General features: G+C 41.9%; 21 protein-coding genes. 4 read left to right on the top strand and 17 right to left on the bottom strand.

The window, feature by feature from the left end; all coding sequences use genetic code 11:
• Nucleotides 1-2: 2 nt before the first annotated feature.
• From ACEQ1T_RS11180 to ACEQ1T_RS11205, 6 genes are all read right to left on the bottom strand, one after another.
• Nucleotides 3-680: a GNAT family N-acetyltransferase gene (locus ACEQ1T_RS11180; RefSeq protein ID WP_370222948.1), complete on the bottom strand. Its 678-nt coding sequence runs from the start codon at nucleotides 678-680 to the stop codon at nucleotides 3-5.
• Between the two features lie 138 nt (nucleotides 681-818).
• Nucleotides 819-1,598 carry an aminoglycoside adenylyltransferase domain-containing protein gene (locus tag ACEQ1T_RS11185; RefSeq protein ID WP_370222949.1) on the bottom strand — a complete coding sequence of 260 codons (780 nt, stop codon included), beginning with the start codon at nucleotides 1,596-1,598 and terminating at the stop codon, nucleotides 819-821.
• Between the two features lie 364 nt (nucleotides 1,599-1,962).
• Nucleotides 1,963-3,537, bottom strand: a complete 1,575-nt coding sequence (locus tag ACEQ1T_RS11190; protein ID WP_370222951.1) for a SagB family peptide dehydrogenase — start codon at nucleotides 3,535-3,537, stop codon at nucleotides 1,963-1,965.
• A 23-nt stretch (nucleotides 3,538-3,560) separates the two neighbouring features.
• Entirely contained in the window at nucleotides 3,561-5,504 is a 1,944-nt protein-coding gene (locus tag ACEQ1T_RS11195; protein WP_370222952.1) for a TOMM precursor leader peptide-binding protein, read from the bottom strand.
• Nucleotides 5,501-7,456, bottom strand: coding sequence for a putative thiazole-containing bacteriocin maturation protein (locus ACEQ1T_RS11200; protein WP_370222954.1), 1,956 nt, complete (start codon nucleotides 7,454-7,456; stop codon nucleotides 5,501-5,503). The genes ACEQ1T_RS11195 and ACEQ1T_RS11200 overlap by 4 nt, the downstream gene beginning before the upstream one ends.
• Nucleotides 7,457-7,615: 159 nt before the next feature.
• Nucleotides 7,616-7,912 carry a heterocycloanthracin/sonorensin family bacteriocin gene (locus tag ACEQ1T_RS11205; protein ID WP_370222955.1) on the bottom strand — a complete coding sequence of 99 codons (297 nt, stop codon included), beginning with the start codon at nucleotides 7,910-7,912 and terminating at the stop codon, nucleotides 7,616-7,618.
• On the opposite strand from ACEQ1T_RS11205, the gene ACEQ1T_RS11210 reads away from it, so the two are divergent.
• Both ACEQ1T_RS11210 and ACEQ1T_RS11215 read left to right on the top strand, forming a co-directional pair.
• Nucleotides 7,911-8,105, top strand: coding sequence for a hypothetical protein (locus ACEQ1T_RS11210; protein WP_206844743.1), 195 nt, complete (start codon nucleotides 7,911-7,913; stop codon nucleotides 8,103-8,105). The genes ACEQ1T_RS11205 and ACEQ1T_RS11210 overlap by 2 nt on opposite strands.
• Nucleotides 8,106-8,198: 93 nt before the next feature.
• The gene (locus ACEQ1T_RS11215; protein WP_370222956.1) at nucleotides 8,199-9,620 is read left to right on the top strand and encodes a Na+/H+ antiporter NhaC family protein; all 1,422 of its coding nucleotides are present in this window, start codon (nucleotides 8,199-8,201) and stop codon (nucleotides 9,618-9,620) included.
• Nucleotides 9,621-9,730: 110 nt separating this feature from the next.
• Here the strand turns inward: ACEQ1T_RS11215 and hutH are convergent, their stop codons facing one another.
• The 3 genes from hutH to ACEQ1T_RS11230 form a co-directional block, all read right to left on the bottom strand.
• Nucleotides 9,731-11,296: a histidine ammonia-lyase gene (gene hutH, locus ACEQ1T_RS11220; protein WP_370222957.1), complete on the bottom strand. Its 1,566-nt coding sequence runs from the start codon at nucleotides 11,294-11,296 to the stop codon at nucleotides 9,731-9,733.
• Between the two features lie 26 nt (nucleotides 11,297-11,322).
• A complete protein-coding gene (locus tag ACEQ1T_RS11225) occupies nucleotides 11,323-12,903 on the bottom strand; it encodes a BCCT family transporter (RefSeq protein WP_206844737.1) in 1,581 nt (526 codons plus the stop codon).
• A gap of 384 nt (nucleotides 12,904-13,287) precedes the next feature.
• The gene (locus ACEQ1T_RS11230; RefSeq protein ID WP_370222959.1) at nucleotides 13,288-14,757 is read right to left on the bottom strand and encodes a helix-turn-helix domain-containing protein; all 1,470 of its coding nucleotides are present in this window, start codon (nucleotides 14,755-14,757) and stop codon (nucleotides 13,288-13,290) included.
• Between the two features lie 348 nt (nucleotides 14,758-15,105).
• On the opposite strand from ACEQ1T_RS11230, the gene ACEQ1T_RS11235 reads away from it, so the two are divergent.
• Entirely contained in the window at nucleotides 15,106-16,560 is a 1,455-nt protein-coding gene (locus ACEQ1T_RS11235) for a flavin monoamine oxidase family protein (protein WP_370222960.1), read from the top strand.
• Between the two features lie 334 nt (nucleotides 16,561-16,894).
• Here ACEQ1T_RS11235 and ACEQ1T_RS11240 read toward each other — a convergent pair whose 3' ends face one another.
• The 5 genes from ACEQ1T_RS11240 to ACEQ1T_RS11260 all read right to left on the bottom strand — a co-directional run bounded on the left by ACEQ1T_RS11240 (nucleotide 16,895) and on the right by ACEQ1T_RS11260 (nucleotide 21,004).
• Nucleotides 16,895-18,799, bottom strand: a complete 1,905-nt coding sequence (locus ACEQ1T_RS11240) for an endonuclease MutS2 (RefSeq protein WP_370222961.1) — start codon at nucleotides 18,797-18,799, stop codon at nucleotides 16,895-16,897.
• A gap of 436 nt (nucleotides 18,800-19,235) precedes the next feature.
• On the bottom strand, nucleotides 19,236-19,409 hold the full coding sequence (locus ACEQ1T_RS11245; RefSeq protein ID WP_370222963.1) for a hypothetical protein: 174 nt from the start codon (nucleotides 19,407-19,409) through the stop codon (nucleotides 19,236-19,238).
• Between the two features lie 223 nt (nucleotides 19,410-19,632).
• Complete coding sequence (locus ACEQ1T_RS11250; protein WP_206844724.1) at nucleotides 19,633-19,899, bottom strand: hypothetical protein; 267 nt, start codon at nucleotides 19,897-19,899, stop codon at nucleotides 19,633-19,635.
• 50 nt (nucleotides 19,900-19,949) lie between these two features.
• A complete protein-coding gene (locus tag ACEQ1T_RS11255) occupies nucleotides 19,950-20,249 on the bottom strand; it encodes a hypothetical protein (RefSeq protein ID WP_370222964.1) in 300 nt (99 codons plus the stop codon).
• Nucleotides 20,250-20,395: 146 nt separating this feature from the next.
• On the bottom strand, nucleotides 20,396-21,004 hold the full coding sequence (locus ACEQ1T_RS11260; protein ID WP_370222965.1) for a GNAT family N-acetyltransferase: 609 nt from the start codon (nucleotides 21,002-21,004) through the stop codon (nucleotides 20,396-20,398).
• Between the two features lie 132 nt (nucleotides 21,005-21,136).
• Here ACEQ1T_RS11260 and ACEQ1T_RS11265 point away from each other — a divergent pair, with 132 nt between their 5' ends.
• Nucleotides 21,137-21,925 (top strand): HAD family hydrolase, encoded by a 789-nt coding sequence (locus tag ACEQ1T_RS11265; protein WP_197204514.1) that lies wholly within the window; start codon nucleotides 21,137-21,139, stop codon nucleotides 21,923-21,925.
• A 165-nt stretch (nucleotides 21,926-22,090) separates the two neighbouring features.
• On the opposite strand, the gene ACEQ1T_RS11270 is transcribed toward ACEQ1T_RS11265, so the two are convergent.
• From ACEQ1T_RS11270 to ACEQ1T_RS11280, 3 genes are read right to left on the bottom strand one after another with little or no spacing between them, the layout of a single operon-like run.
• Complete coding sequence (locus ACEQ1T_RS11270; RefSeq protein WP_370222967.1) at nucleotides 22,091-22,777, bottom strand: copper homeostasis protein CutC; 687 nt, start codon at nucleotides 22,775-22,777, stop codon at nucleotides 22,091-22,093.
• Between the two features lie 33 nt (nucleotides 22,778-22,810).
• Nucleotides 22,811-23,827 carry an asparaginase gene (locus tag ACEQ1T_RS11275; RefSeq protein WP_206844713.1) on the bottom strand — a complete coding sequence of 339 codons (1,017 nt, stop codon included), beginning with the start codon at nucleotides 23,825-23,827 and terminating at the stop codon, nucleotides 22,811-22,813.
• A 28-nt stretch (nucleotides 23,828-23,855) separates the two neighbouring features.
• Nucleotides 23,856-25,010 carry an ROK family transcriptional regulator gene (locus tag ACEQ1T_RS11280; protein WP_370222968.1) on the bottom strand — a complete coding sequence of 385 codons (1,155 nt, stop codon included), beginning with the start codon at nucleotides 25,008-25,010 and terminating at the stop codon, nucleotides 23,856-23,858.
• Between the last annotated feature and the right edge of the window lie 206 nt (nucleotides 25,011-25,216).

Genomic DNA, 25,216 nt, shown 5'->3' on the forward strand with positions numbered 1-25,216 from the left:
ACTCAACTTATATGAATGTCTGTTCCATAATGGGCTAATTGTAGTTTCTTTGCCACAGATTGAGATGCTAAGTTGTCCTTAGAAGTACTATATAGCGCAATTCTTCCTAGTATTTGTACTTCTGCAGCCCAGGCCTTTGCAACATCTGCACCGTATGCTCTTCCACGGTAGTCTTCATGTGTAAATACACTTGCTTCGTCGGCTTTTGAAGTCTGCCTTGCACTACAGCAAATTGAAACTGGTATATTGTCTTCAATTATTACAAAACAGGGTTGCTTGTAATCAAAATCTTCATATGTATATGGAAAATGAGGCTTTAAAATTTCTTTGTTTTCATGTGTTACTTTAATTGCTCTTGAATAAGTTCTGTCCCTTACATCAGGGAATACATACGCCGGCCCAATCCATACAGTATTTAAAAGATGGTCAATGCTTAATGCCCTTATAATTTTTTCTAGATGATCATCAGAGTTAGCTCGTATAACTTGCTCTAACTTCTCTGCAATACTCTTATCCAGAGAGTTTGAATACCTTACAATACTCCCCATTCTAGTGGCACCAACGAAAATTTTTGGCGCTGCACTGTAAGGTGGTTCATTCACAACTGTCACTCGATTTTCACTATCATGTCTAAATAACACATTCACATGATGCTCCATCAATTCTAAATCAGTTATCATACTTTTCCTCCGCCATCATCTTTCTGTCTTATATTCAAGATAACAGAGTCATTTCCTGCCGGTTAATTTAATCCTGCCTCTATAGCACAAAAATCCTTCTCAGCTCGAATCTGTTCTTGAACATAAACACCAGTTAGCTCAATAAGATTCTTGCTTTATTTTTTTAAGCATGAATTCAATGAATTCATAAAAAGTTTGGGAAACAACCTCACTACTATATGTTTCACCATTATATTCATTTAGACAATGTTCAACCAACTGCAGATATTTATGAGGCAGATTAGTTAATCCCCACTCCCCGCCTTCTGGCTTTGAAGATATCTTACCTTCTTTAATAAAAAAAAGAACTCGGCAGAGATTTAAGGTTAGGTACATAGGAGTCAGGTACGCAGGTGGATTGCTTATAATCTCCTCTGCAGCTCCCTCCACGTCATGCAGAATGGAGGCAAGGTAATATTGACTATCGATCGGTTCATAAAGTTCACTTAATGGTTTTCCATACAGTGTTATTCCTCTCTCATAGGCAACAACGATTTGTGAAGCTAAATCTTCATCTTCAAATCCCCCGCAAAAATAATTCTCATATGTGCGATATTTCTCCCTGTGATAATCGGAGTAATGAAACTCAAAAGGAGTTGGATAAACAAACTTTTTTAGGTAAGTTTCTAAGATAATAGTGAACTCTATTCCGCGCTCATTAGACATTTCATCATGTAAGGATAAAGCTAATTTTGCGATCCTGGAATTATTTACTGGTGTTAGCTTTTCTTTTACAACGACTAAGAAATCGATATCACTTTTATAGGGGTTAAAACAACCCATTGCCAGAGATCCATGTAAATAAATCCCTAACAAATTATCCCTAAGTTCTTCTTTAAAAAGATTAGTTATTTTGTCTAAGAAAAGCTTAGTATCCAAATCGACCCACTCCCCATATTCTTCCATCAGCACTCTAAGTATAGATCAACTGAAAACTTGGTCAAGGTAAAACTTAAATATAATTAAATCAACTTATGCTGCTCTTTAGCTGAATAAGAAAAAAGAGCCGGAGCCTATTGGATCTTCAACTCTTGCACCCTATAGTTAAGTACAATGTTTCACAAGCTTAACTAAGTATAAAAAAAGGCTGTCGGAACAGCCTTCCCTTGTCAAATCTTTATTAACGGTTTTAAAAATAGATTTAACAATATTTTTTTACAGTTTGATTGAATTTTCCAATCCTCATTATGGATGGCCGCTAATCGGGACAATTCTTTTACTGCGGGCAGAATCATCTTCTAATCTAGCTAATCAAATTTCCCCTCAGCCACGGTCGGGCCCGGTAGAAGCCAATCGGGATTTGGATCAGACTGGTTTTTCCCTGTGTATCCATTCTGTATATATCATCACACAATTTCACATCAAACCCGAGAAGCGGATGTCCGCCCATCCCAAGAGCTGTCGCTGCTAAAAGCAGCCGCTGCACGAGCATGCCCGCTTCCATTTGCTGGATGCGATAGCCTCTGTACCCAAGTGTAGTTCTATAGAAATCTTTATCCCCTGCCACATGAAAGCAGAGCGGGACTTGGTACAGATTCACATTGCCAGCAGGCATTCCGTATTGAAGCGCAAGCCGATGGTCTCCGGGATTAAGCTCCCTTAGTGAATGAGCATCGCGGTCGTAATAGTAAGCCCCATCCGGAATCCCTTCGACATTATTCAAACACACATATAGAGTTACACGTGACGCGCGCTTTTCTAGAGCCATATCTAAATCGTTTCTATACAAATAGGATTCTGTCGCCTCCTGAAGCAGTGCAGCAAGCTGCTCCTGGCTTACCTTGCCTGAAACGAAATCCATGTCCGGTGAAAAGCGCTCCCGGCAGACTGCCGCCAAATCATACGATATCCTTTTTACAGGGGGAAGAGTCAAATGCCGGCCTTCACAATTGCTTTCTTGGGTGATGATTTGACGAAACGATTTAGCTGATTCCTGCATGGATGCTTTATTGATGCTGGTTAATATCGGAAATTCTTTCACTTTGATGGATCTGACGCAGTAATTATTATCAATCGATGTTACTTCCTGGCACAAATCAGAGGCAGTGGCCATTTCGTCCCTGCTGCTTCTGTTCGCAAACCAGCTGGTCGGTTCAACTGACAGCGGGATAACGGCATATACGCTTTCCTCCTGATCAGACAGTCCAAGGAGATGGTTAAGAGCACGATCAAGAAATTGAAAGTAAACTCCCGCTGCAAAACCAAACCTCTTTGTAACCTCCAATAACTGTCCAATCACTACACCTGCATCCAAGCCCTGCAGACGATAAGCAAAGTTATTGTATTTAAAGTAATTTTTCCAGAACATGGTCGTCACAAACACAGTCCCAAAACAAGATGACACATCACAGCGATTGCCAAGAGCATGGGCAATATAGGAATCGAAATTACCCTTGCGCAGCAGCACCAGGCGGTGGTGCAGCACATCATAGTGGTAGATCCCCTCCGGCAAATCATCCAATTTCAGAAACATGTATAATTCGTTAGGATACAGCGCTCCGCCAGAAGGTACAGACCGCCGAAGCGACTGCATAAACCCATCCGCCTCTTCATTGGAACCCATTGGAGAGACAGATTGGCTAAACTGATTAAGGCCGAAGGTATACCAAAGAAAATGACCGATTCTCCTAAGGTCAGGATTTGCCGGTGCCTCGCATTCTTCAAGAGAAAGGGGAACCTCCAGCGACAGGGGAACAACTGGCAAGCCCCGGTAAAGCTTATAGGCAAGCGGTGCATCGTCCCAATCCACTTCCCAATCCGGCGGGCTTATCTGGTCAATATCAAAATGCAAATTGTGCAGAAATGTATCTGGATTCATCCTATTTACCTCCCGGTCAGGGCTTATGGAAATGGGTGGGGATGTGGATTAAGCTGTTCAAGTGTAAGCGGCTCTTTTACATATCCGAGATTCATTGGAACCTTTAACACCCTTTCCAGCCCTGTTACACGTGTCAGGTGGTGTCCAAATGTCATGGGCAGCATACCGGGAATCAGAACCTTGACACAATGCAACCCACTCCGTTTTATTTCCGGTGTCGTCTGATCCACCACTATTGCATCCAGATTTTGCCGGTGCAATGCCTGAAGAAGGTCCTGCAGATCATCTGTCAGATCTGCATGTCTCCTATCCCGCTTGAACTCCTCTGAAAACGTTCGGAGCGGACGATTTTCATCCAGCAAAAACTTTAGGCGCTCCTCTGCTTCCGGTAAACCGTAAAGCATCCCATGGTCATCCATTTTGCCGACGAGGGAAGAATTTTGCAGCATTTGCTGTAAATCCGTCTTGTTCTCGTCAAACTTATCGTCCAGTGTCCCCATCATTCCAGCTAACTCATGAACCGCGCTTTTTACCGCCCGTACCGGGTCGGGATGGGCTCCGGCCGCGCAAATGATATTCAAGCCTTTTTTCTTCCTGTTTTTCGCCATCGCCCAAATACTCGGAATTCCATGCTCCATTGTCGCGTTATACAGATGCAGATCATATCCCGCCACTGTTCTCACCCGATCAATCATCAGATGCAATTCCTGGTCATTGGAGGAATAAGGATCAAGACGCGGAAGGGCCAGCTGCCCGTACCAGGCCATCAGGAATGAATCACGCTCCACCACTTCTAAAATACCGTAGAAGATCGCTTCTTCCAGGCTGCCGCCCAGTGCGCATCCGTTGGATGTTTCATAGACAAATCCATTCCCGCACCCTAGGCTGTAATAAGCAAGCAGCTCAGGAACCAAAATCGGGCGCTCCTGCAAAAACGAATAACCCCATACCCAATTCATCGGAATATCAGGATCAAATTTTTTAAATGGAAAGTGCGGCCGTGCATACTGTTCATCTGCATGCACACCTACTTTTAAAGGATTAAGAGCCTGATCTTCCAGGTTACGGAAACTGTCATAGACTGCTGTCCTCTTTCCACGGGGCGATATGCCGCAGGAACGTTCAAGCCCCTCCAAAATGGCTGTCAGCTCGCTCACTTTATAGGAATGAGTGCGGCCAGCCACACCTTCGTCCCCTCTAAACATCGGAAGGTTTACGACTACATCCGCAAAAGGCGGTGTGAAATCATACATTTTGCCATTTAATAAACCTGTCCTCGGATCCAGGTAATTTCTGACGAGCGTTTGATCTAAATCTTCCAATGAGCGGCAGCGGTAACTGTCTGCGCTTATTTTCGGACTTGGCTTGATGGTAATTCTTGCAGCTGCCTGTGAATCTTCAGGCAGGGAGCTGCACACTTGGCACAATGAATCCGGCAGAATGAGGTGGCAAGAGGTTTTAAATGTTTTCAGGCTGACCAAATACATTCGCCTTTCCAGGTCCGCCAAGCTGTCCTCCAGGACCCTGTGCACCTCTGCCGCAAGCAGGTAGGACATCTGTAAAAGTCCCGAGCGCGATGACCATGCGTCACGCTTTAATCCGCTGCTCTCTTCGAATCTTTGCTGCAATTCCCACATCTCTTCCCGGTCACGCCCTGCCAGAAGTTTTCGAGTGTCCGCACACTGTGAGCATCCCGGCTCGGACGGGTGAACGAATGGGCCAATCACACCCTCTCCAAATGATACAAAACCTCTCAGCCAGGGAATACCTGATGATCGTGACACTTCTTCCGCCTTTTTATGAGCTGAAGGCATCCAGGTATCGTTCACCACCAGAATCAAATCAGTCCCATCCGGCAGTTCAGGCTCGAAATTCACATGATGAACTACCTTATATTCGGCGGGCAGTTCTTTGCATATGCTGTCCGCCAGCAGTCCTTCTCCCACGACTACCACGATAGCGCTCACTGAGATTCCTCCTCTCGTATGAACACCCCATAAACCCCTGCCAGACTCTCTTTCAAGAATGGTTCGAACGAAAATTCACAGACAAAGAGCCGCTTGCTGTTCTCTTCCAGCACCTGTCTGGCATACAGCAAGATCTGGGATTGTTCCTTCTCATCACAAGGAGGAATGACTAGACATTGAGGCTCATTTTCTTCCAGAAGCACAGATGATGCCTCCACTGCAGTTCCCTTATGTCTGCCCATTTGGTTTTGCACCTGTATAATCGCATGCTGCAGCGCTTTCCTCAAAGCTAATGTCATATTAAAGCCAACACTGCCAAACCAGCGATGGTTCGTACCTACCCAGACCACAGGGAAGCCGGACACTTCCTCACCCAGGCAGATTTTCGGTGTTCCCTGCAGCGTTGTCAATGCATCCAAATAGAACCTGCAGCGTTCATCATCTACTGCACTCAATCGCAGCGGAGCAACTGTTTTCTGAATCGCTTGACGCTTAGCCAGTTCCTTTTCCAAACACCTATCCAGCCCGCGTAAAACACCCTCTGCAAATGTTTCCCCTGCTCCAATTCCAGCTGGATCAGAAAAATCTACAATATTTTCCTTTATTTCAATATTTGGAGGCAGGTCAAGCCGGCCGGCCATCCGCGACACATACGCTTCAATCCCGGTCAAACCCGCTTCCCGGCGTGCCTCCGTATGGCTCAATTCGGTGCAGACAATGTTCGGCAGCAGATCCGCCGGTCCCTTTGACAACGGATCGACTGCCTGAACCTCGCATTGCGCTAAAGGAAGCTGCTTTAAATCCCCTTCCTCCCATGTATGAAAAATCCCAGATTCTTTGGAAGTCAATTGGCTGAAAAAAAGAAACAAGCTGTCAGGATTATTTCTTCCGGAACTCTGACCGATCCTCTGATCAACATCTTGAATCCATTCCACAGCTGCATTTCCGGTCAGGATCGGATGAGGCAGGCAGGAATGCCAATTTCCTTCAAGCGTCTCTAGATTCAGCAGGAAAAACTGATTTCTCTGTTCAGCACTGATTAATCCAGTAACCTCTTTAAACAGTTCAAACACGATCAAATTAGCCAGCATGGCTCCTGCCGTGGAGGAGCTGGTGTGCAATTGCTTGTCTTCGCAAAACGCGGATTGATGTACGCGATGCCAGGCAGACTCCCAGCACCCATCTGATTCCGGATGCACGATGGGACCTGCCATACCTGCCTGTTTGTGGATAAAAGCAGGAATAAATATCTTCTTCTCTTTCCTGCAAGCGGCATGTATAACCTGCAGCTCCTCAACATTCCCTGCTTCTGACACATATAAAATGGAATCATACGGCTGAATCAATTCTGCCCAGGTATGATCTTCCTCACTCTCGCGGGCTGCCTCCTCTGCAGTAACTTCGGGGTCTATTTGCCGGGCATGTGCGACTATCTCCTTCAGCCGCTGTGTATTAGTCGATTCAGGGTCCGTTATAAACATATGAACCTTAGGCAATCCCGACTCAATCAGCGAAGAAACCAGCGAAACGAAAAAAGGCCCGGATCCTGCTGCCAGCACTTTTGCCTTCCGGTAGGCCTGGAAGCGAAATGCACCCGAATCACCAAAGCTTTCCAGCAATTCAATCTGGGAAGAATACTTTTTAAGAACATGCTCTTCCAATTGATGAGGATGGTCCCCGCTTACGTCCCGTACAAAGCCGTTACGGTACAGCACTTCTGCAATTTCAAACACCCGATTCCTATGCGGGCCTGGCAAGCCGGCTGTCAATTCCCCCAGCGAATACTCGCCATTAAACATTGGCATCAGCTTTTGAACCCACTGATCGATCATGCTGCCTTCCATGCGGAAGGAGCTTGCATTATTCCGAAAATACACACCTTTGGCTGGATCAGGGATAAAAAACGTGTCCCTTTTTACCTTCAGCCGCACAGAAGGGGTCAAATTTTTCATTTCGCTCCTCCTTACCCGTAAACTATGCCTATTTATGAAACATACCTTCTCCATCATTCTATGTATTGGGATTTGTCTCATATGTCTGAGACTCAGATGAAAAGCCCCTCCATACTGAGGGGCTTCCCTTTTCTTATAAAACTGAAAATACCAAACAGGCTAGCGTCCGCCGCAACGGCCACCGCAGCGCCCGCCACAGCGGCCTCCGCATCTAAAACAGTTAGAGCACCGGAAACAATTAAAGCAGTTAAAGCAGCTGAAGCAGAAAAAGAAAAAACAGCTAAAGCAGCCGCCAAACCCGCCGCATTGCCGAGCCTGATCCATATAGTATTGGTTCTGATCCCACGGAACGGCCTCGTTCGCATGGAAATCACCAACATTCAGCATTTGAAGTTCGTTTTGGAAATCATTCATGATCATACCTCCGAATTTTTTAATATAATGTGCCAGCAACATGAAGGGGCATAATGAAGAACATCAGAAATCAATCATGATCCTGTCTGTTCTTCGGATACTCTCTTCATCAAAATATGTGTCAGGATGGGGGATTGTTACTGAATCAAACACCCATATTCAGCGGGTTTCATTTATTAAAGCAAAAAAGGATGTACCTGCTAATAGCTGGCAGTACCCTTCACCACAGGAGTAGACGTATCATGAATAGCGGTCAAATTTCAGGAATTTACCCCTCTTCCCTGGCAATACTAATTTAGTAACGGCATTTTCATTGGAGGGCATAAACTTGAATAACACCTGGCTATCGCTCATACCATTTCTAATCGTAATCGGAATGTCCATCTGGCTGAAGAACATCCTGCCGGGTTTGGTAGTGGGCATACTTGTAGGCTCCATTATAGTTTCGGCAGACTTGCTTGCGGGGACGGAACAGTCGGTGGCTTATATTGTAACGACCCTATCCGATGAAACGAATATCAAGATAGTCGGATTTTTATATCTGTTCGGCGGGCTTGTCGGGATGATGAATATTGCGGGTGGCATTAAGGGGTTTTCCGAATGGGCCGGGAGGCGGATTCGGTCAGAACGCGGTCTTCTTTTGTTCATCTGGATCACCCTCCCCTTCACCTTCATGATGCCGAGGGTTCGAATTATGATGATTGGGCCTATTATAAAATCCTTAATCAAAAAGATGAACCTGTCCAAGCAAAAAGTGGGCATGACTTTGGATATTTCAACCGAATCAGTCATCGTGCTGCTTCCGGTTGCAACGGCATTTGTAGGCTTCATGGTGTCTCTGGTTGAAGGCGGCATCAGCGGGCTGAACCTGGATATGTCGGCATATGAGATTTTTTTATTAAGTATTTTGTTTAACTTTTACGCGATCATTATGCTGCTGATTGGTATTTTTCAGACATTCTGGCCGCGAAGAAAAAAGCAAGGGCAGGAGCAAGCCCATACAGATCTGGAAGAAGAAGAGCATGAATTCCACCGGATGGGAATTAAGAAGGAATTATCGCTTGTCAAAGCCCAGCCATGGCATTTGATTTTCCCGGTCTTTTTATTGCTTGCCTTTTCTTTGTTCCTGTTATGGCAGGATGGCATGGCACAGGGCGCAAATACAATATTTGAGGCTTTTTCCATGGCAGATGCTACATTTGTGATGCTGCTGGCTGTTTTTATTACCCTCGTTTTAACCTTTGTTTTCTACATAATTAGACGGGAGAAGATGAACGAAATTCTTTATCATTTTTATGACGGAGGCAATCAGATGATGGAGGCGATCAGCCTGCTCATTCTGATTTGGGCGCTGACACTGGCGGCGGAGGATCTTGGGTTCTCCGACTTTATCGGGCATTCACTTGGAAGCTTTCTGCCAGCCTTCCTGACTCCAGCAGCCATCTTCGTGCTCGGATCAGTGGTCGGCTACTTTATTGGAAGCTCGTGGGGAACCTGGGGATTATTCATGCCGCTTGGAATTACCCTGGCGGTTTCGACTGGCGCCTCCATTCCGCTTACTGTTGGAGCCGTATTTGCAAGCGGGGCATTCGGAGCGTTAACCTCACCGCTTGGAGATACGACCATTACCACTGCTTCGATTCTCGATATGGATTTAGTTGATTATGCCCGGTACAAATTGAAGGTTTCAGCGATTGGCGGTGTGATTGCTGCCGGGCTATTCATTGCTGGCGGGTTGTTCGTCCAATAGTATATCTAATATATCAAAAGGCTCCTGCTGTTATAGCAGGAGCCTTTCTAGCCATGGGAAAGCAACTGTATTTAGTCCATCTATTATTCATTAAATGCAAATTAGTTTTTTCATAAATTCCCATTTATAAATTCTTTATTAAAAATCTTCCCTAGCTTATCCTCCACACATTGAATCATTTCACCCGAATGTATCAAATCTCTAATTCCTTCGAGAAAAGGATATAAATATTGGTCTTCTTCCATTTTAGGGATAAAGCAAGCAAGCTTGTCCAAAACAGCTTGGCTTGCAGATCCTGGTGAAGGATAATTGTCAGTTAACTGGTGAGCAGTGTAAATAGATAACAACTCGATTGCTAACACATATTCCAGTTTTGAGGCAACCTCTCGTGCCTTTTTTGCTGCATTGTAGCCCATCGCAACATAATCTTCTTGATCAGCGCATGTAGGAATGCTGTCTGCTGTTGCAGGATGGGAAAGTATTTTCATATCATTTAAAAGACCAGCTTGGCTATATTGCGGAATCATTAGACCAGAATTTAACCCTGCATTTTTAATTAGAAAATTGGGTAACTCGGAATGCTTTTCATTAATGAGTCTGCTATTACGCCTTTCTGACATCTTGGCAAGGGCAGCTGCCGCGATACAGGCAGAATCCAGTTCAATGCCAACATAGGAAGAATCACAATTGCAGCCTGAGATTGTACCCCCTTCTTCACTATCTGGCCATAAAATTGGATTGTCACTGCATCCATTCATCTCTATTTCAATTGTTGTATGTGCATCATTAAGGGTTTTTTTTGCAGCTCCGTGCAGCTGTGGAATAGCCCTTAGGGATAAGGGGTCCTGTAAACGGTAATTTTCAAAAGCTTTAGCCATATGTGAGTCTGAAAGTATCTTACGTATGTTGGAAGCTGTTTCTTGCTGTTCTTTGTGCGGTCGTACAGAAATCAGCCGTTCATCAAAAGCTCGGACTGTTCCTTTTAAAACTTCAAGAGACATGGCTCCAATTATATCAGCGGTCTCCGCTGCCTTTAACATATCGTACAATGCCAGTGCTCCCATGCCAGTTGGACTGGTTGTACCGCTCGTAAGTGCCAGCCCTTCTTTTGCTGAAAGGGTTATTGGTTCAATCCCAGCCAGGTGCAGCGCTTTTTTCGCCGACATCAGCTCCCCGCCAAAATAAGCCTGTCCTTCCCCTATTAAAACAAGGGCGATATGAGCCTCTGGACTTAAATATCCCACCGATCCTTCTTTTGGAGAAAATGGAGTCAAGTTTAAATTTAAGAATTGTCGGTACATCTCCAAAGTTTCAAGACGAACACCAGAATAACCCTGGCCAAGATTTTGCAGAACCATTAGCATTATCGCTCTTACGACTTCTTTTGGAAGTGGTTCACCAACAGAGGCTGCGTGAGATAATAAAATGTTTCTCTGCAGCTGTGCAGTTTCTTCAGGAGAGATTATTTGAGTATAGAGTGCTCCAAAACCGGTATTAACACCATACATGATTTCCCCCTGCTCGATCTGCTTTTCTAACAGACGCCGAGATTTATCCACCTTCACCTGATAAACTGCAGAAAATTCAACATCAGCCTTAAACCGGGCGACCGCTACAACCTCTCCTAGTGTCAGTCTATTGCCTAAGACAACCTTTCTTATATCTTTAGCATGCATTCTCCATCCCCCCATTTCTATGCGATCTATCTTTCAACTTTATCAATAAAAAACATCTTTATCGCGGACGCGACTTGAAGTACAAATATAAAGAGGACTGTTGAACCTCCAAGGGCTGCTAAATATTTTACTCCGTCAACCCCTTGTGCTCCACCAGCATATGCCACCATGATAAATGCTATCGCAGCAATCGAAAGTGCCCAAAGAAGCTTTTTCCACTTAGCAGGTTCCTCGTCATGACGTATATTCTCGGTACATAACGATGCAATGGTCCGAACCATGGAATCGGCAGCAGTTGCAAAAGAAAGAATTAGGGTTATCATGATAACAGGAATTAATATACTGCCTAGAGGCAAATTAGCTAAGAAAGCCCATAGTCCAGCAACTGCTCCGCTTTCTGTTATTGTCCCAACCAGATCCACCACGTCATTTTGCTGCCAGAATAATGCCGTTCCTCCCCAGATTCCAAACCAGATGATGCTAAATACAGAGGGTAAAATCCAATTGATCAGCATGAACTCTCGAATGGTTCTTCCATGCGAGATAATAGCCAGAAAAATTCCCATTAATGGTGCATATGCTATCCAGATGGCCCAGTCATACAAAGTCCACCACATGACAAGCGCTTCCCCGCCCATGTCTATAGGATCCAGTCCCCAAGACCAGAAATTCTGAAGCCAATATCCCATCCCTGCAGTAGAAGTGCGCAGTATATATAGAGTGGGACCAACAATTATGATAGTAATTAAGATAACATAAAAGATTTTTGCATTTACATCAGATAAGATACGAATCCCTTTATCTAAACCTTTCAAAGCAGAAAGTGTAAATGTACCAGTTATTAGGAAGGTTAATACCAGCCAAACAACAGGTCCCTGCTGAATTCCATAAGTTGTCTCAATTCCTGAGCCAACAAGAGCCAACCCTGCACCAAGTGAAGATGCTAGACCTAATGCAATGGCTAGTACCGACAAAGTATCAATGATGCTCGTCCAAATACCCTTTGTCACCTTGTCTCCGAATAAGGGAATTAACGTGGCTGTAACCGAGAGAGATTTTTTACGATTAAAGTACATGTACGCTACAACGAGGCCACTTAAGGAATACATGGCATAAGGTATAAAGCTCCAATTATAGAAGCTTCGCCCCATTGCAAAAATTGCTGCTTCTGTGGTTCCTGGGGTGATTCCGGTTTGCTCCATTTCTCCATAAATATTCCCAAAATAGATAATGGGTTCATTGACCCCATATGTGATAACACCTGTTGCAATCCCCCCTGTTAATGCCATCGCAAACCAAACAGGGAATGAAAACTTTGGCTTTGCATCATCTCCCCCCAGCCGCACTTTCCCAAGCTTTGTGAACGTGACCAGTGCAACAATGACCAAAGCTACTATAGAAATAATTTGATAAAGCCAGCCTAATCCTCGTAATGAACCTAAAAAACCATTCATTGAAATGTCAGTCAGCATTTTGTTGTTTACGATCCCCAGAATAGCCCCTCCGCCTACAATCAGGAACGCTGGCCAGAAAACACCTTTACGTGTTTTCCTTTCTGTCTCAACCATTATCTCTGGACTGCTTGGCTTACCCGTTTCTAAAGACATGACAATTCCCCCTTTTACAAATTAAATACAAATAAAAATACATTAAAGGGTTCGGCCCCGTTTTACAATCCTGAAGTAAGTAAGATTTGATTTTCTCTTAACAGCCCTGCCGAATTTACCTAATTTACCGTGCTCCCTTCGCAACTGTTCTTTTAAAAAAGCTTCATACCTAGTAAGATAATTACACTGTGTTACTAAAACGGTGTACTCACCAACTTCCTGCTAATTTACTGAAAATTATAAATTATACAACGTTTGATAAAAATGCACCTTCGTTTTGAACATCAATACATTTATTTGATATTTAATTGTGTCTATCATGGAAATCTATAATTATTTTAGTTTTCTATATTTTTTTTAGATGAACCAGAGAAATTATATGTACTATTTAATTAATCGATATTCTCTTGGTGTAAAGTAAGTAGTTTCTTTAAACAGGCGTGCAAAATAATTGGGGTTATGGAAACCAACTTTATACGATATTTCTTTAATTGAAAATTCCGTAGAAGTTAAAAGTCGTTTTGCCTCTTGAATTCTTACATTAGTTAAGATCTGCCGGAAAGGCGTGCCGTGCTTTTTCATTAATAAGTGGCTATAATATGAAGGGTTCCTGCCGACTTCTTCAGCAACTATCTCCAATGATAAATCTGGGTTACTATAATTTAATTCAATAAACCTGATTCCTTTTTCTATTACATCATTTTTAGAAACTGCTTCTGCCTGAAGAGCACAATCAATTATTTGATAGATAAATAAAAGCATTTCCTGTACGATTCGAAATAAAACGCTATTGTTTAATATTTCAGAGTATATTTTCATATAATCACTTTCCAATTGTTGTTTGTCGAGCTTATAGGTCTTCATAAAACGCCTAATCTGGGCTAAAATACTAGTCAATCTTGTACGAAGGTTTTCTGGATTTGGAAAAGGTGTATGAATATGTGAAAATTCATCATGCATCCATTCTTTTATTTTTGGCTTATCAAAACTGTTCATCATATTTATCCACTCACGTTGTTCATTTGGAGTCAAAAAGGGATCAACTTCACACCAGGTTTCATATCCATTTTTCGGAAAGATGACCTGTCTATAACCAATAAAAAAAGTCACTTTCAACAAGCTTCTTGCCCTTAAATATTTTTCATGAACGGAACCGCTTTCAATACCTCCAGGGATGATGACTGCTGCTAACGGCTCAAAATTCAACTCTTCCCAATCTCCTAAAATTTTCCAAGCCCCTTCTTTCAGTCCCCCGTTAGTGCCTCTGAAAACACAGACAACAGCGTCCATTAAAGGCATAATCACCGGGGGCTCCATAAATGAGTAAAAGCTTATGAATGCATTTAATTCTAATACACCTTGATTCTCTGTTTGCAGAAGCATAAGGGATGCATCAGATTCCGAGAGTTCATCCTGTAAGAATAAAGTACGATAAGAATACTGATTATTTTTTAAGACTGATGATGCAATATCGGCTGGCTCACGATGTACATCGTGAGAAATGGCCATTTGAAGGCAGCGTTTAATTTTAATCGGGTCAAGTGGCTTTACAAGCAGATCAACGCTTTGCCATTCAAGAGCTTGTTTAGCTCTTTCAAAAGTTGCTTCTGCCGAAACTGAAATCACCTTATTGCAGAATCTTTTGACAATTCTTGTCATAGAGGCCCAATTTTCATTCGGAATCATATCAATCTCAATATATAAAATATCAGGCGCTTCTTTTTCTAACAATGTCATCGTTTCCTTCATCGTGCTAGCTGTAACTACTTGATGTATTGGGAGTGAGTATGCTGAAATAAGCCATTCAATTGCTATTCTTTCATGCTGGTCCCTTTCAGAAATTAATAACTTCATAATCGCTGCACCTGCCAATCCTAATTGAAAAATGTTAAACTACTAAGTTGTAAAACTTTTTTATTTAGTATAAAGGAAATTTTAATAAATAAACTATTTTTCGATAATTACAACCAAACAAATCCTATGACAATATTTCTTACTATAATTCTCTTATTGACTTGGCAATATATGATCTAATGGTTTTGGTTAGGCTAACTAGCTGCAGGATTTAATTTTTTCAGCTTGTACGCCACATAAGGAGTATTAAGACAAGATTCTAATTTTAGCCCTTTTACTAATAATGACACATGGTGATTCCTTAATCTGAATATACTGCAATGAATCCTATTGCAAAGGGGCGGAGAGATGACTTGGAAGAAAAAGCCGGAATTAACGAATGATCAAATGCTGAATGTGGTTCATCACGGCCTACAAAAGACACGGTCGCCAAAGCATATCGTCATAGTTGGTTCAGGTATGGCTGGTCTGGTGGCAGGTTCTTTATTAAAGGAATCCGGGCATAAGATTACTATTCTGGAAGCAAATGACAGAATTGGCGGACGTGTTTATACTATGCGCTCCCCTTTCAGCAAAGGATTATACTTTAACGCAGGCCCAATGAGGATACCTCATATCCATTCTCTGACCTTATCCTATATAGAAAAATTCAAACTCCCTATAAATGTTTTTATAAACCGCACTCCTATGGATATACTTTACGCAAATGGCATCAAAACTCGGCTTGAGGTGTATGAGCGCTATCCAGGCATATTAAATTTCCCCATTCATCCTAATGAGAGAGGAAGATCGGCTGAGGAACTTCTGCTGACAGCGTTACAGCCTTTTATTGACTTTATCAGCAAAGATCCTGCAAGAAATTGGGCCATTTTAGAAAGCCAATATAAGAAATACTCTTTTGGCTATATATTAAACCTTTATTTTTCCGCTGGCGCGATTGATATGATCGGTGTGCTGCTGGATTTGGAAGCTTTTATGGGAATGTCTTTCACTGAAGTTTTACGTGAGCTGGTCATTTTCACTGCTCCAGGAACTTACTATGAAATAACAGGCGGAATGGACAGATTGCCAAAGGCTTTCCTCCCTCAATTGAAAACTGATATTCATCTCCACCAAAAAATGACGGGAATCATTCAGGGCACAAACAGCGTGGCCATTCAATTATCCCATCAGCAAACCAAAGAGCAATCCACTATAACCGGAGACCTTGCCATTGTCACTATCCCCTTTTCAGCTATGCGGTTTGTAAATTTAGAACCCTTTCATTCATTTTCCTATTTCAAGCGGAGAGCTATCCGCGAACTTAATTATATGGCAGCAACTAAAATTGCCATTGAGTTTAAGTCCCGGTTTTGGGAAATAGCAGGCCAGCTTGGCGGCAAAACCATTACAGACCAGCCGATTCGATTTACCTATCTGCCAAGTCATGGGATTGGCACAAGCGGCCCTGCCATCCTTATTGCCAGCTATACCTGGGCGGATGAGGCTCATACATGGGATAGTCAGCCGGAGGAAAAGCGTATTCAATATGCACTCAAAAACCTGGCGGAAATTTACGGTAATATCGTTTATAGCCAATTTGTTAGAGGAGCTTCATACAGCTGGGCACTGAATCCATATGCTTCTGGGGGATTTTCATTCTTTGAACCCGGACAGGAAACCGAATTGTTCCCCGGTATTGTTTCACCGGAGGGGCGTGTCCATTTTGCCGGAGAGCATACATCCAAAACCAGGACATGGATTCAAGGGGCAATCGAATCCGGAATACGAGCTGCCTATGAGGTGAATGATTTGCCTAAGTAAGGAATTTTCAATTACATGGTGTAATGGCGAGTGATCGCAGCTTTATCGGCGAAATTATAAAGTTTTGAGCGAATCGGCAGATTTTACGGCGAATTTCCAAATTTATGAGCGAAATCGGCAGTTTTATCGGCGAAATTCCAAAGTTATGAGCGAAATCGCAGTTTTATCTGCGTATTTCCAAAGTTATGAGCGAAATCGCAATTTTATCGGCGAACTTCCAAATTTATGAGCGGAACCTCGGCATTTTCGGCGACAGATTACCAAATTATTCTGTCAGATAATTAGCCTGAAGAAAAGGCGATCTCTCCAAAAGTGGAAGATCGCCTTCGTAAAACTATTCCTGCTTTCTATTTCTAATCTCCTTCTGGACCATTCGCAGCGCCTTTTTCGAACCTCTCTCCAAATCATGCTGCAGCTTCCGTTCATGGTATCTGGTAAATAAGGTATTCATATCATACCCTTCTGGATATAGCTCGCTTGCTTTAATGTCCAATTCAATCCGTTTACTGTTCACTTCCACTATTTCATCTTTATAGAACAGCTTGATGTTATTGAATTTATCTATTGGCTCATATACAATGGCATAATCATCCTGGCTGATCATTTTCACACGGTCACCGATGTCATATTGATATACTTCTGCAGTCTGATTTACTTCTATCACTGGTTTCTTTACTTTGTTCTCTTTTACTGCTTCCAGATTATAATCCTTGTTTTCAATATACATTTGCGCTCGCTTCAGGACATGTTCGCGGATATTCATCTTTCTGGAAATCCAAAGCGCATTGCTCTCTCCTGATTCACCTATTAATAGCTTATACATCGGCTTCAATTCCTCACTGTCGAATAACATGGCAGCATTCATAAAATCATCATGCATTTCCGAATAACGCTTAATCTCCCCATAGTGAGTAGTGGCAATCGTGATGCATCCCATATGGTAAAACTCTTCCAGAATGGCAATGGCTAAAGCGGCACCTTCATTCGGCTCTGTCCCGCTGCCAATCTCATCGAATAACAGCAGCGTATTATTCGTGGAAGCACTCATGATCTCTGAAATATTCTTCATATGGGAAGAAAACGTGCTCAGTGCGTTCTCTATGCTTTGATTATCGCCAATATCTACAAACACATGATCAAAGATGGCGATTTCACTTCCCGGTTTCGCCATAATATGAAACCCGGACATGACAGCAAGAGTGAGGATTCCGATTGTCTTTAAGACGACGGTTTTCCCGCCTGCATTAGGACCTGTTATGACTAAGCTTCTATAATCTTTCCCGATTTCAAAATCCAACGGGACAATATTTCCTTCTAATAAAGGGTGTTTACTGCTTACTAATTTGATATACCCATGATTATTAATCTCCGGTTCAATGGCGTCCGTACTTTTACTGTACTTCGCTTTCGCAAAAATCATGTCATACTGGCTGATGCATTCAATATTGATGCGGATCTCATGAATGGATTCTAGAATCGCTCCGGAAAGCGTGGCTAATATTTGATATTCCTCTACCGACTCCTCCGATTTTAGCATCGCCAATTCAACATTAAGCTTTGAAACTGCATCAGGCTCAATGAAAACAGTCGAGCCTTTTGAAGATGTTTCGATAACGGTTCCGGCTACCTGATTTTTAAAAGATGCTTTAATCGGAATCGTAAAACGGTCATCCTTTTTGCTGATATATGATTCTTGAATGTATTCTTTATTTGCTCCGCTGCGCAAAAACTTGTTCAATCGTTCTTCGATTTTCCCTTCTGTTTTCGCTATGTGATTTCTGATTCGTTTCAGCTCTTTGCTGGCACCGGAATCAACCATGTTTCCTTTAATCGCATATAAGATCTCTTCTTCAATATGTCTAAATTCAGTCATAGATAGCGCATACGTGTACAGGACTGGAGCAAAAAATTCTTTATCAGCCATAAACTTTTTGATTTTCCGGCAGCCTCTTAAAAAATCGGATACCGCATTTAACTCGGAGGGAGTTAATATGATGCCTTTTTCCAATTTTTCAATATGGCTTGTGATATTGGAAATGCCTGTTAATGGCAAATGCTTTTCGGCGTCCAGCAGCCTTCGGGCCTCGCTTGTTTCATTTAAGCGATTGCGGACGGCTTTCACATTTGGACTCGGCTGCAGCCGGTCGATTAACTCTTTCCCTAAACTGCTGACGCAATGCTGTTTCACTTTATTCTTCAATTCGTGGTATTGTAATTTTTCAAAAGTCATATTATTCATTTTCTCTGCCTCATTCCAAATAAAATAGCCCGCAAAAGCCTTCCCCACCGCCAATATTAATTGGGCAGAAAGCTTCCGCGGGCGTACTATTTCGAACAGGCATAAACAAACTAAACCCTGAAGCAGGCTTAGTGTCTTAAGCTAGACGAATATTTAGAAATGGAAGCAGTCTTATAGTAGGTATTCAAACAATTTATGTTTGAAAAAAAGGCATTCTTAATAAACTGGCTAAAACCAGAAAATAAACACCTTATTCAACTAATAACAATTAGTTGACACCTACTACCGACATACTTCACCACACCTTTTTGTATTATGAAATTAATGTAGCACGGAACTGCCAGTCTCGTCAAACTGCATATGGAAATATTTACGCAATCATTCAAAAAGAAAGTGCACCTTCCCCAAAAGGCGCACTTTCTTTGAATTTAATTCTTTACTCTGTTTCTTCTTCAGTTCCTTCTTCTGTTCCTTCTTCAGTGCCTTCTTCAGTTCCCGTATCTTCAGTTTCTTCTGTGTTAGTCTCTTCAGGATCCTCTTCATTGTTGCAGCCTGTAGCCACACCTGTAATCATTAAAACTGCCATCATAGCTAATAACCATTTTTTCATTTCAAATTCCTCCTTGGCTGCTATATTTGTTACAGTAGTAATCATAGAAGAATCCAAACGGAAATAGAAGGTCGTAATCCATTTTTTTACATACATTAACCTTCTTTTAAGAAAGTTAATAAAAATAAAACATAGGTTTTTCAAATAGCGGGACTAAAAGCCCTTCACAAATGGGTACCTTGAAACTCATGGTCTAAGTTATTTTCGGGTAAACTGCTGGCACTCATTCTCCCCCATCGTCGCCTCCATCATCGATGTCTCCTGTATTACTTTCATCGCCGTTCCCAGCATGATCGGCTTCATCAAAAAATCCTTTAATAGAATCCAATTTACTTTTATTTGTATCCGCACTTCCATTCGAGTGATGTGCATTTAAAAAACTCTCTAAAGTAAATACCTGAACCGCTAGTTTTTTATGTCTGGTAATAAAGTAAAGACAAGGGATTATAATCAGCAAGATAGTAAGTGTAAGAATCCAGCCATTAATCACTGCAGCAGCCTCTCCTTTTTTTCTATGACCCTATTAATTTTCAACTCCCACTAGCTCATTTTTTTGTAAGAGTCTTTTATTTTATGAAATGGAATTAACACAAATGGCTGATTTGTATGTGTGAATTGCTGGATTCCATTCTGGTTTTCATCAGGCAAAAAGGATGTTCGTCCCCATTTTTTGATTAACCACCCTTCACAGCCTGCCGGGATCATTCCCCAGTTTTCTTCTTTAATATCGTCTAAAAAAGGATAAAACCCGCCAAATACATTGTCGAGTATACCTATTACCCGGCATGGTTTACTTACCTGGATCCGATAAAGTTTCTCTTCTTTGAATACAGATGCCATAATAAATAATCTCCTTCTTAGATATATTTTGATATCTTTACTTCTATTAAGCCTCTTTTTCGCGGAAAATTACTCTAACCGTATTCCTTCTATTTTTATAAATGGTTTCCAATCGAATATACAGCATCGGTTTCTCAGCTCGTCCCTTAGCCCTGGGATTCAACTTCTTTCTCCTTCACATGCTTCATATAGACAAGATTATTGACACCACTTTTTTCACTATGCTTTTGAGGTATACGCATAAACTCTGCAAATCCCAGTTTTTCATAAAGCTTGATGGCATTTGTATTGGTATCTGCTACCTCTAGTACATATTCGCAGTATGAAGTTGAATCCATTATGGTCCTTAGCAGCTCTGCCGCCATACCCTGTCCTCTATAATTAACCGACGTTGCCACAAATTCGATAGCACCCATATTTTCAGAAATTTGAAACGGATATTGTTTTTTCTCAAATTCTTTTCTGAGAATGATATAAGCAATACTTCCCATGATTAAACCAAGATGCTTTCTAAATTCACTATATTTCAATTTCACTGAAGGTGTATTGTTTGTACAGGCGGCTATAGCCGAAATATGATTGTCAACTGCAGTTGTATAGAAGACCTCTGTATTAAACATATGGGCAAATGTCCTGTAAAGTTTAGCTTTATCCTTTGAAAAATAATTCAGCCATTGATAAAAGCCGTCTACAAAAATGACACTCATCTCATTTCTTATATTTCCTTTTGCTTCACAAGCACGAATAATATTCATAGTCGATCCCTCTATTCTTTGTGGATGTTTAAGCTTGATAAATAAAAAACACGTAATCTATACACTGAGTTTACCTGGATTTAATATTCAGAGGATATGATTGGTTTAACAACGAATGAGGAGGCAGTATAAATGAATATGCGTGCAGTATTTATTGATATGGATGGTACACTCCTGAAAGCCTCAAACTGCATTTCCCGCCGAAATATGGAAGCCATTTATCGGCTCATAGATCAGGGAGTCATGGTGTTTCTGGCCACTGGCCGTCACTATGAGGTAACTGCTCCCTACCATAAAGAAATTGGGTTACAAACTCCGATGATCTGTTTGAATGGTGCCGCTATTCACGATGCAGAGACAGGAAGAGCAACGCAAATAAAAACCGTAAGATTGAATGAAGAACGCTTTCACCATCTGACCGCAGAAAGTCCATGTAATGTTATGATCCACACAGCAGCTGGGCTATATTGTAAGGAAACAAATGAAGAAATCGATTATTGGACTCAAATTGGGCAAATTCCGCCGCAGTATATAGGAGATTTAAGACAGGCAACTTATCAGGATGTTCTTAAATATAGTGTTCGAACAGGTTCACCAAGTCCTGAAATATCCGCTTTGTTTAAAACGGAAGCAGGAGTCATCGAATGGAATGACGGGTTTGAGCTGGTTGCTCCTGATGTTTCCAAATGGGCTGCTATCAAAAGCTTACTTAACGAACTTGGGATCAGCCCAAATGAGGTCGCAGCCATTGGAGACGGACCCAATGATATAGAGATGCTTCGTAACGCCGGTACTGGTGTGGCAATGGGGAACGCTGGCGACAAGGTTAAAGCCGCAGCTGATTTTGTTACGGGACACCACGAAAATGATGGATTAGCTGAGTTTATAGAACGTTATCTTCTTAAATCTTATGCGATTTAATGTAATTTAATAGTGACTTTTCGTAATAAAAAAAGACAGGTGTAATTAGTACCTGTCATTTTTTTATTGCAATATTTTTATTTTAGTAAGGGTTACAAATACTAACCCATCACACGTAATACCACATTACTCAGCAGGCTGCATTCCGCTAAAGCCCTTTCCCCATTATGCACCGATAATTCTCTTTACCTTTAGCACCCTCTCAGGATCAATTGCATGCTCATAGCTGGATTTCACACGGACTCCTGTACCGAAATGAACTTCAGATACAGGCACCTCATCCAAAAATGCACGGATATTTTCAATTGAAAGCCCCGCGCCCGCCATGATCTTTAAATGACTATTTGCTGTAAGCTCATGCAGGCTCTTTAGTCTTTCTGCTGCATCTGCAGCACTTCTCCGGCCTCCGGATGTAAGAATTCTCGAAATTTGCGGATACTGCTTTAGACTTTCCAAAGCTGCAAATTGATCATCAGCCTCATCAAATGCCCTATGGAAAGTTATATCCAACCCACCTGCTGCATCGATTAGCCGCTTTAAATGATCGTTATGTACTTTATGGTCAGGTGTGAGAACGCCCAATACTACACCTGCTGCTCCTGATTTATTGCATATTTTAATATCCTGAATCATAATTTCAATGTCTTCTTCCGAATAGCAAAACCCGCGGCTGTGCGGACGTATCATCACATTCACGGGTATCCTTAATTCCCTGCACACTCTTTCAATGACACCATAGCCTGGTGTCAGCCCCCCCTCTGAGAGACCGGTTACCAGTTCAATTCTGCCTGCGCCGGCTTCCTGGGCAATTAGCGCATCACTTAGGGTATCTGCGATCACTTCTATTAACATGTATGTATCTCCTTTAATAGTGCTGGAATTTACTTAATTTAATGGCAATTTCTCTGACTGGAATATTTCCTTTATAGATCCCACTTCTATTCCAGCATCATTTCGAATAACGGAAGGTCTCAGGCTTCTCAGCTTTTTTATGGTGTCATGATTGCTGTAGTGTATTTGTTCAAGAATAGATGCTACAATGTTTGGCCAGACGTCCTCAGATCCATTTAATACTTTGAGCGCAAATCCAGCCCGTTCTTTTTTTAGTCCGAAGCAATACACACCCTGCGCTCCGCCTTTAGCTACAATATTCTTGTCTTCCAATAAAATCGAACAGATAAAATGCTGTGAGGCAACCATATTAAACTGGTTATTCATAATGCCTGTCATCTTAATAACTGCCTGCTGCAGCCGAGGATCTTGAATCAGATCGGGACAAGCCAGCTTCAGGTATACTTCAGACATCCTATTTAAAGGAATGGCAAAAACGGGCGCCCCGCAGCCATCAATACCAATATGAATAGCAGAGACGGGGATGCCCGATAAATGAGAAAGAATATCCATGATGTGCTTTTGCAAAGGATGGTCTTCTTTCCAGTATCCCTCCACTGGAAATCCCCATTCACGGCATACTGTAATAAATCCCATGTGTTTGCCTGCGCAATTGTGATAAAGCTTCCTTTTCTGTTTCCCTTGTCTGATCATCTCTTCCCTTGGCTGTATATTTAAAGGATAAGATGGAGGGCAATAAAGTTCTTCTTCCTTTACAGGGAGTTTGGTTAACATGGATTCAAGAGCCTCAATATGATAGGGCTCTCCCCGATGGGAGGCTGTAAACAATGCAGCTTCCTGCTCTGTTAATCCGTACTTCTCAATTATATCAGTCAGAAAGACCGGCAGCGCCTGGATTGGCTTAGATGCAGAGCGAAAGTATGTGTAATGCTCTTCATCACCAACCTGATAAAAGGATTCCAATTGATCATCCACACCGCAAATAATCCCGGTATGTATATTCTCAACGATCCCTCCCCTGACTTCCTCTACTAATGCAGTAAATTTCAATTCAGTTCTCTCCTTAAAATTGGCTTTTCTACTCAAGCTCCAGCATAAGATTTTGGGCCTGTATGGCCGAACCTAGCACAACTCCATAATCACTTAATTCTGAATATACAATTCTCACTGTCTGCTTCAACGGCTCCCATATATATAACTCGCATTTTTGCTCAATGGCTTCCTTCATTTCAGGCAGTTTTTCAATCGTATTGCCGCTTAGAATAATGACTTCAGGATTATATAGACAGAGGAGATTGCTGATGGCCAAAGCAATATAAGTAGAGGCTCTATCCATAATATTTAGTGCCCAGGGCTCTCGGTCCCGATAGGATTGGAACACATCTTCTATAGAAGAAATATCCTTCACCTTCCTGCTGTCAGCAAGAATTGCTCCTTCAGAAATATAGGTTGCGAGACAGCCTATTTTGCCGCAATTGCAGACATTGCCTGTAGGGTCAATCACCGTATGCCCGATTTCCCCTGCATTATTGGTTTCCCCTCTGTAAATTTCTCCATTAAGCATGATAGAAGAACCAATTCCGGAACCAATTCCTACTAATATGGAATTCTGCGTATCCTTCGCTTTGCCTGTAAAGCTTTCAGCCACAATCTTCATTTTTAATTCATTATCAACAATGACATTAAAAGAGGTAAGCTTTTGCAGATCTTCAGCCAGGCTTGCATCTTTCCACTTTAACTGATCCGATACCTTCACAATACCGTTTTTATAATCTATATATCCTGGCAAACCGACTGCCAGGCCCATTATTTTAGCAGCAGGAATCTCGTTTTCATCCATGATCTTTCGAATGACCGCATTTATTTTTTGAAGCGTTTCCATATAACTCTCTGATTCATTTCTTTTACTCTTATGTAATGAAACCATTTCTCCAATATAATTGACAATACCAATCTTCAGCAGGGATTTGTCAATTTCAATGCCAACTGTATAAAACACATCACCGCGAACTTCCAGCAAGGTTGCTTTTCTCCCTACTCCGGATGCAACTGCTTCTGTTTCCCTCAGGTAACCCTGCAGCTGAAGCTCATTGACAATTCGTGTTATGGAAGTCGGGCTCATCCCCGTCATTTTTGCAATATCAATTCTCGATATAGGAGATTTGGTCTTTAAAATATCCAGAACAAGATTTTTATTTTGTCTTTTCATTAAAAGCTGATCGTGCTTCTCCATTATCCTACCTTCTTTATGCCTGCAGATTTAGACTTCCAACTCTGAAGGTGCATTTAAAGAATCGTGTTGACTCTTGCCTTCATTGGAAAAACCAACATCATCCTTTAAAACTTAATCACTTTTCTGTGCAAGTCCGGTAAAGCTTCCAAAAGAGTAATCCCTTTTGGAAGCTTACATTGGAAATCCCTATCTCATTATACACTTTG

The sequence above is a fragment of the Cytobacillus sp. genome, from assembly GCF_964223445.1.
In the GTDB taxonomy this organism is placed as follows: domain Bacteria; phylum Bacillota; class Bacilli; order Bacillales; family Cytobacillaceae; genus Cytobacillus.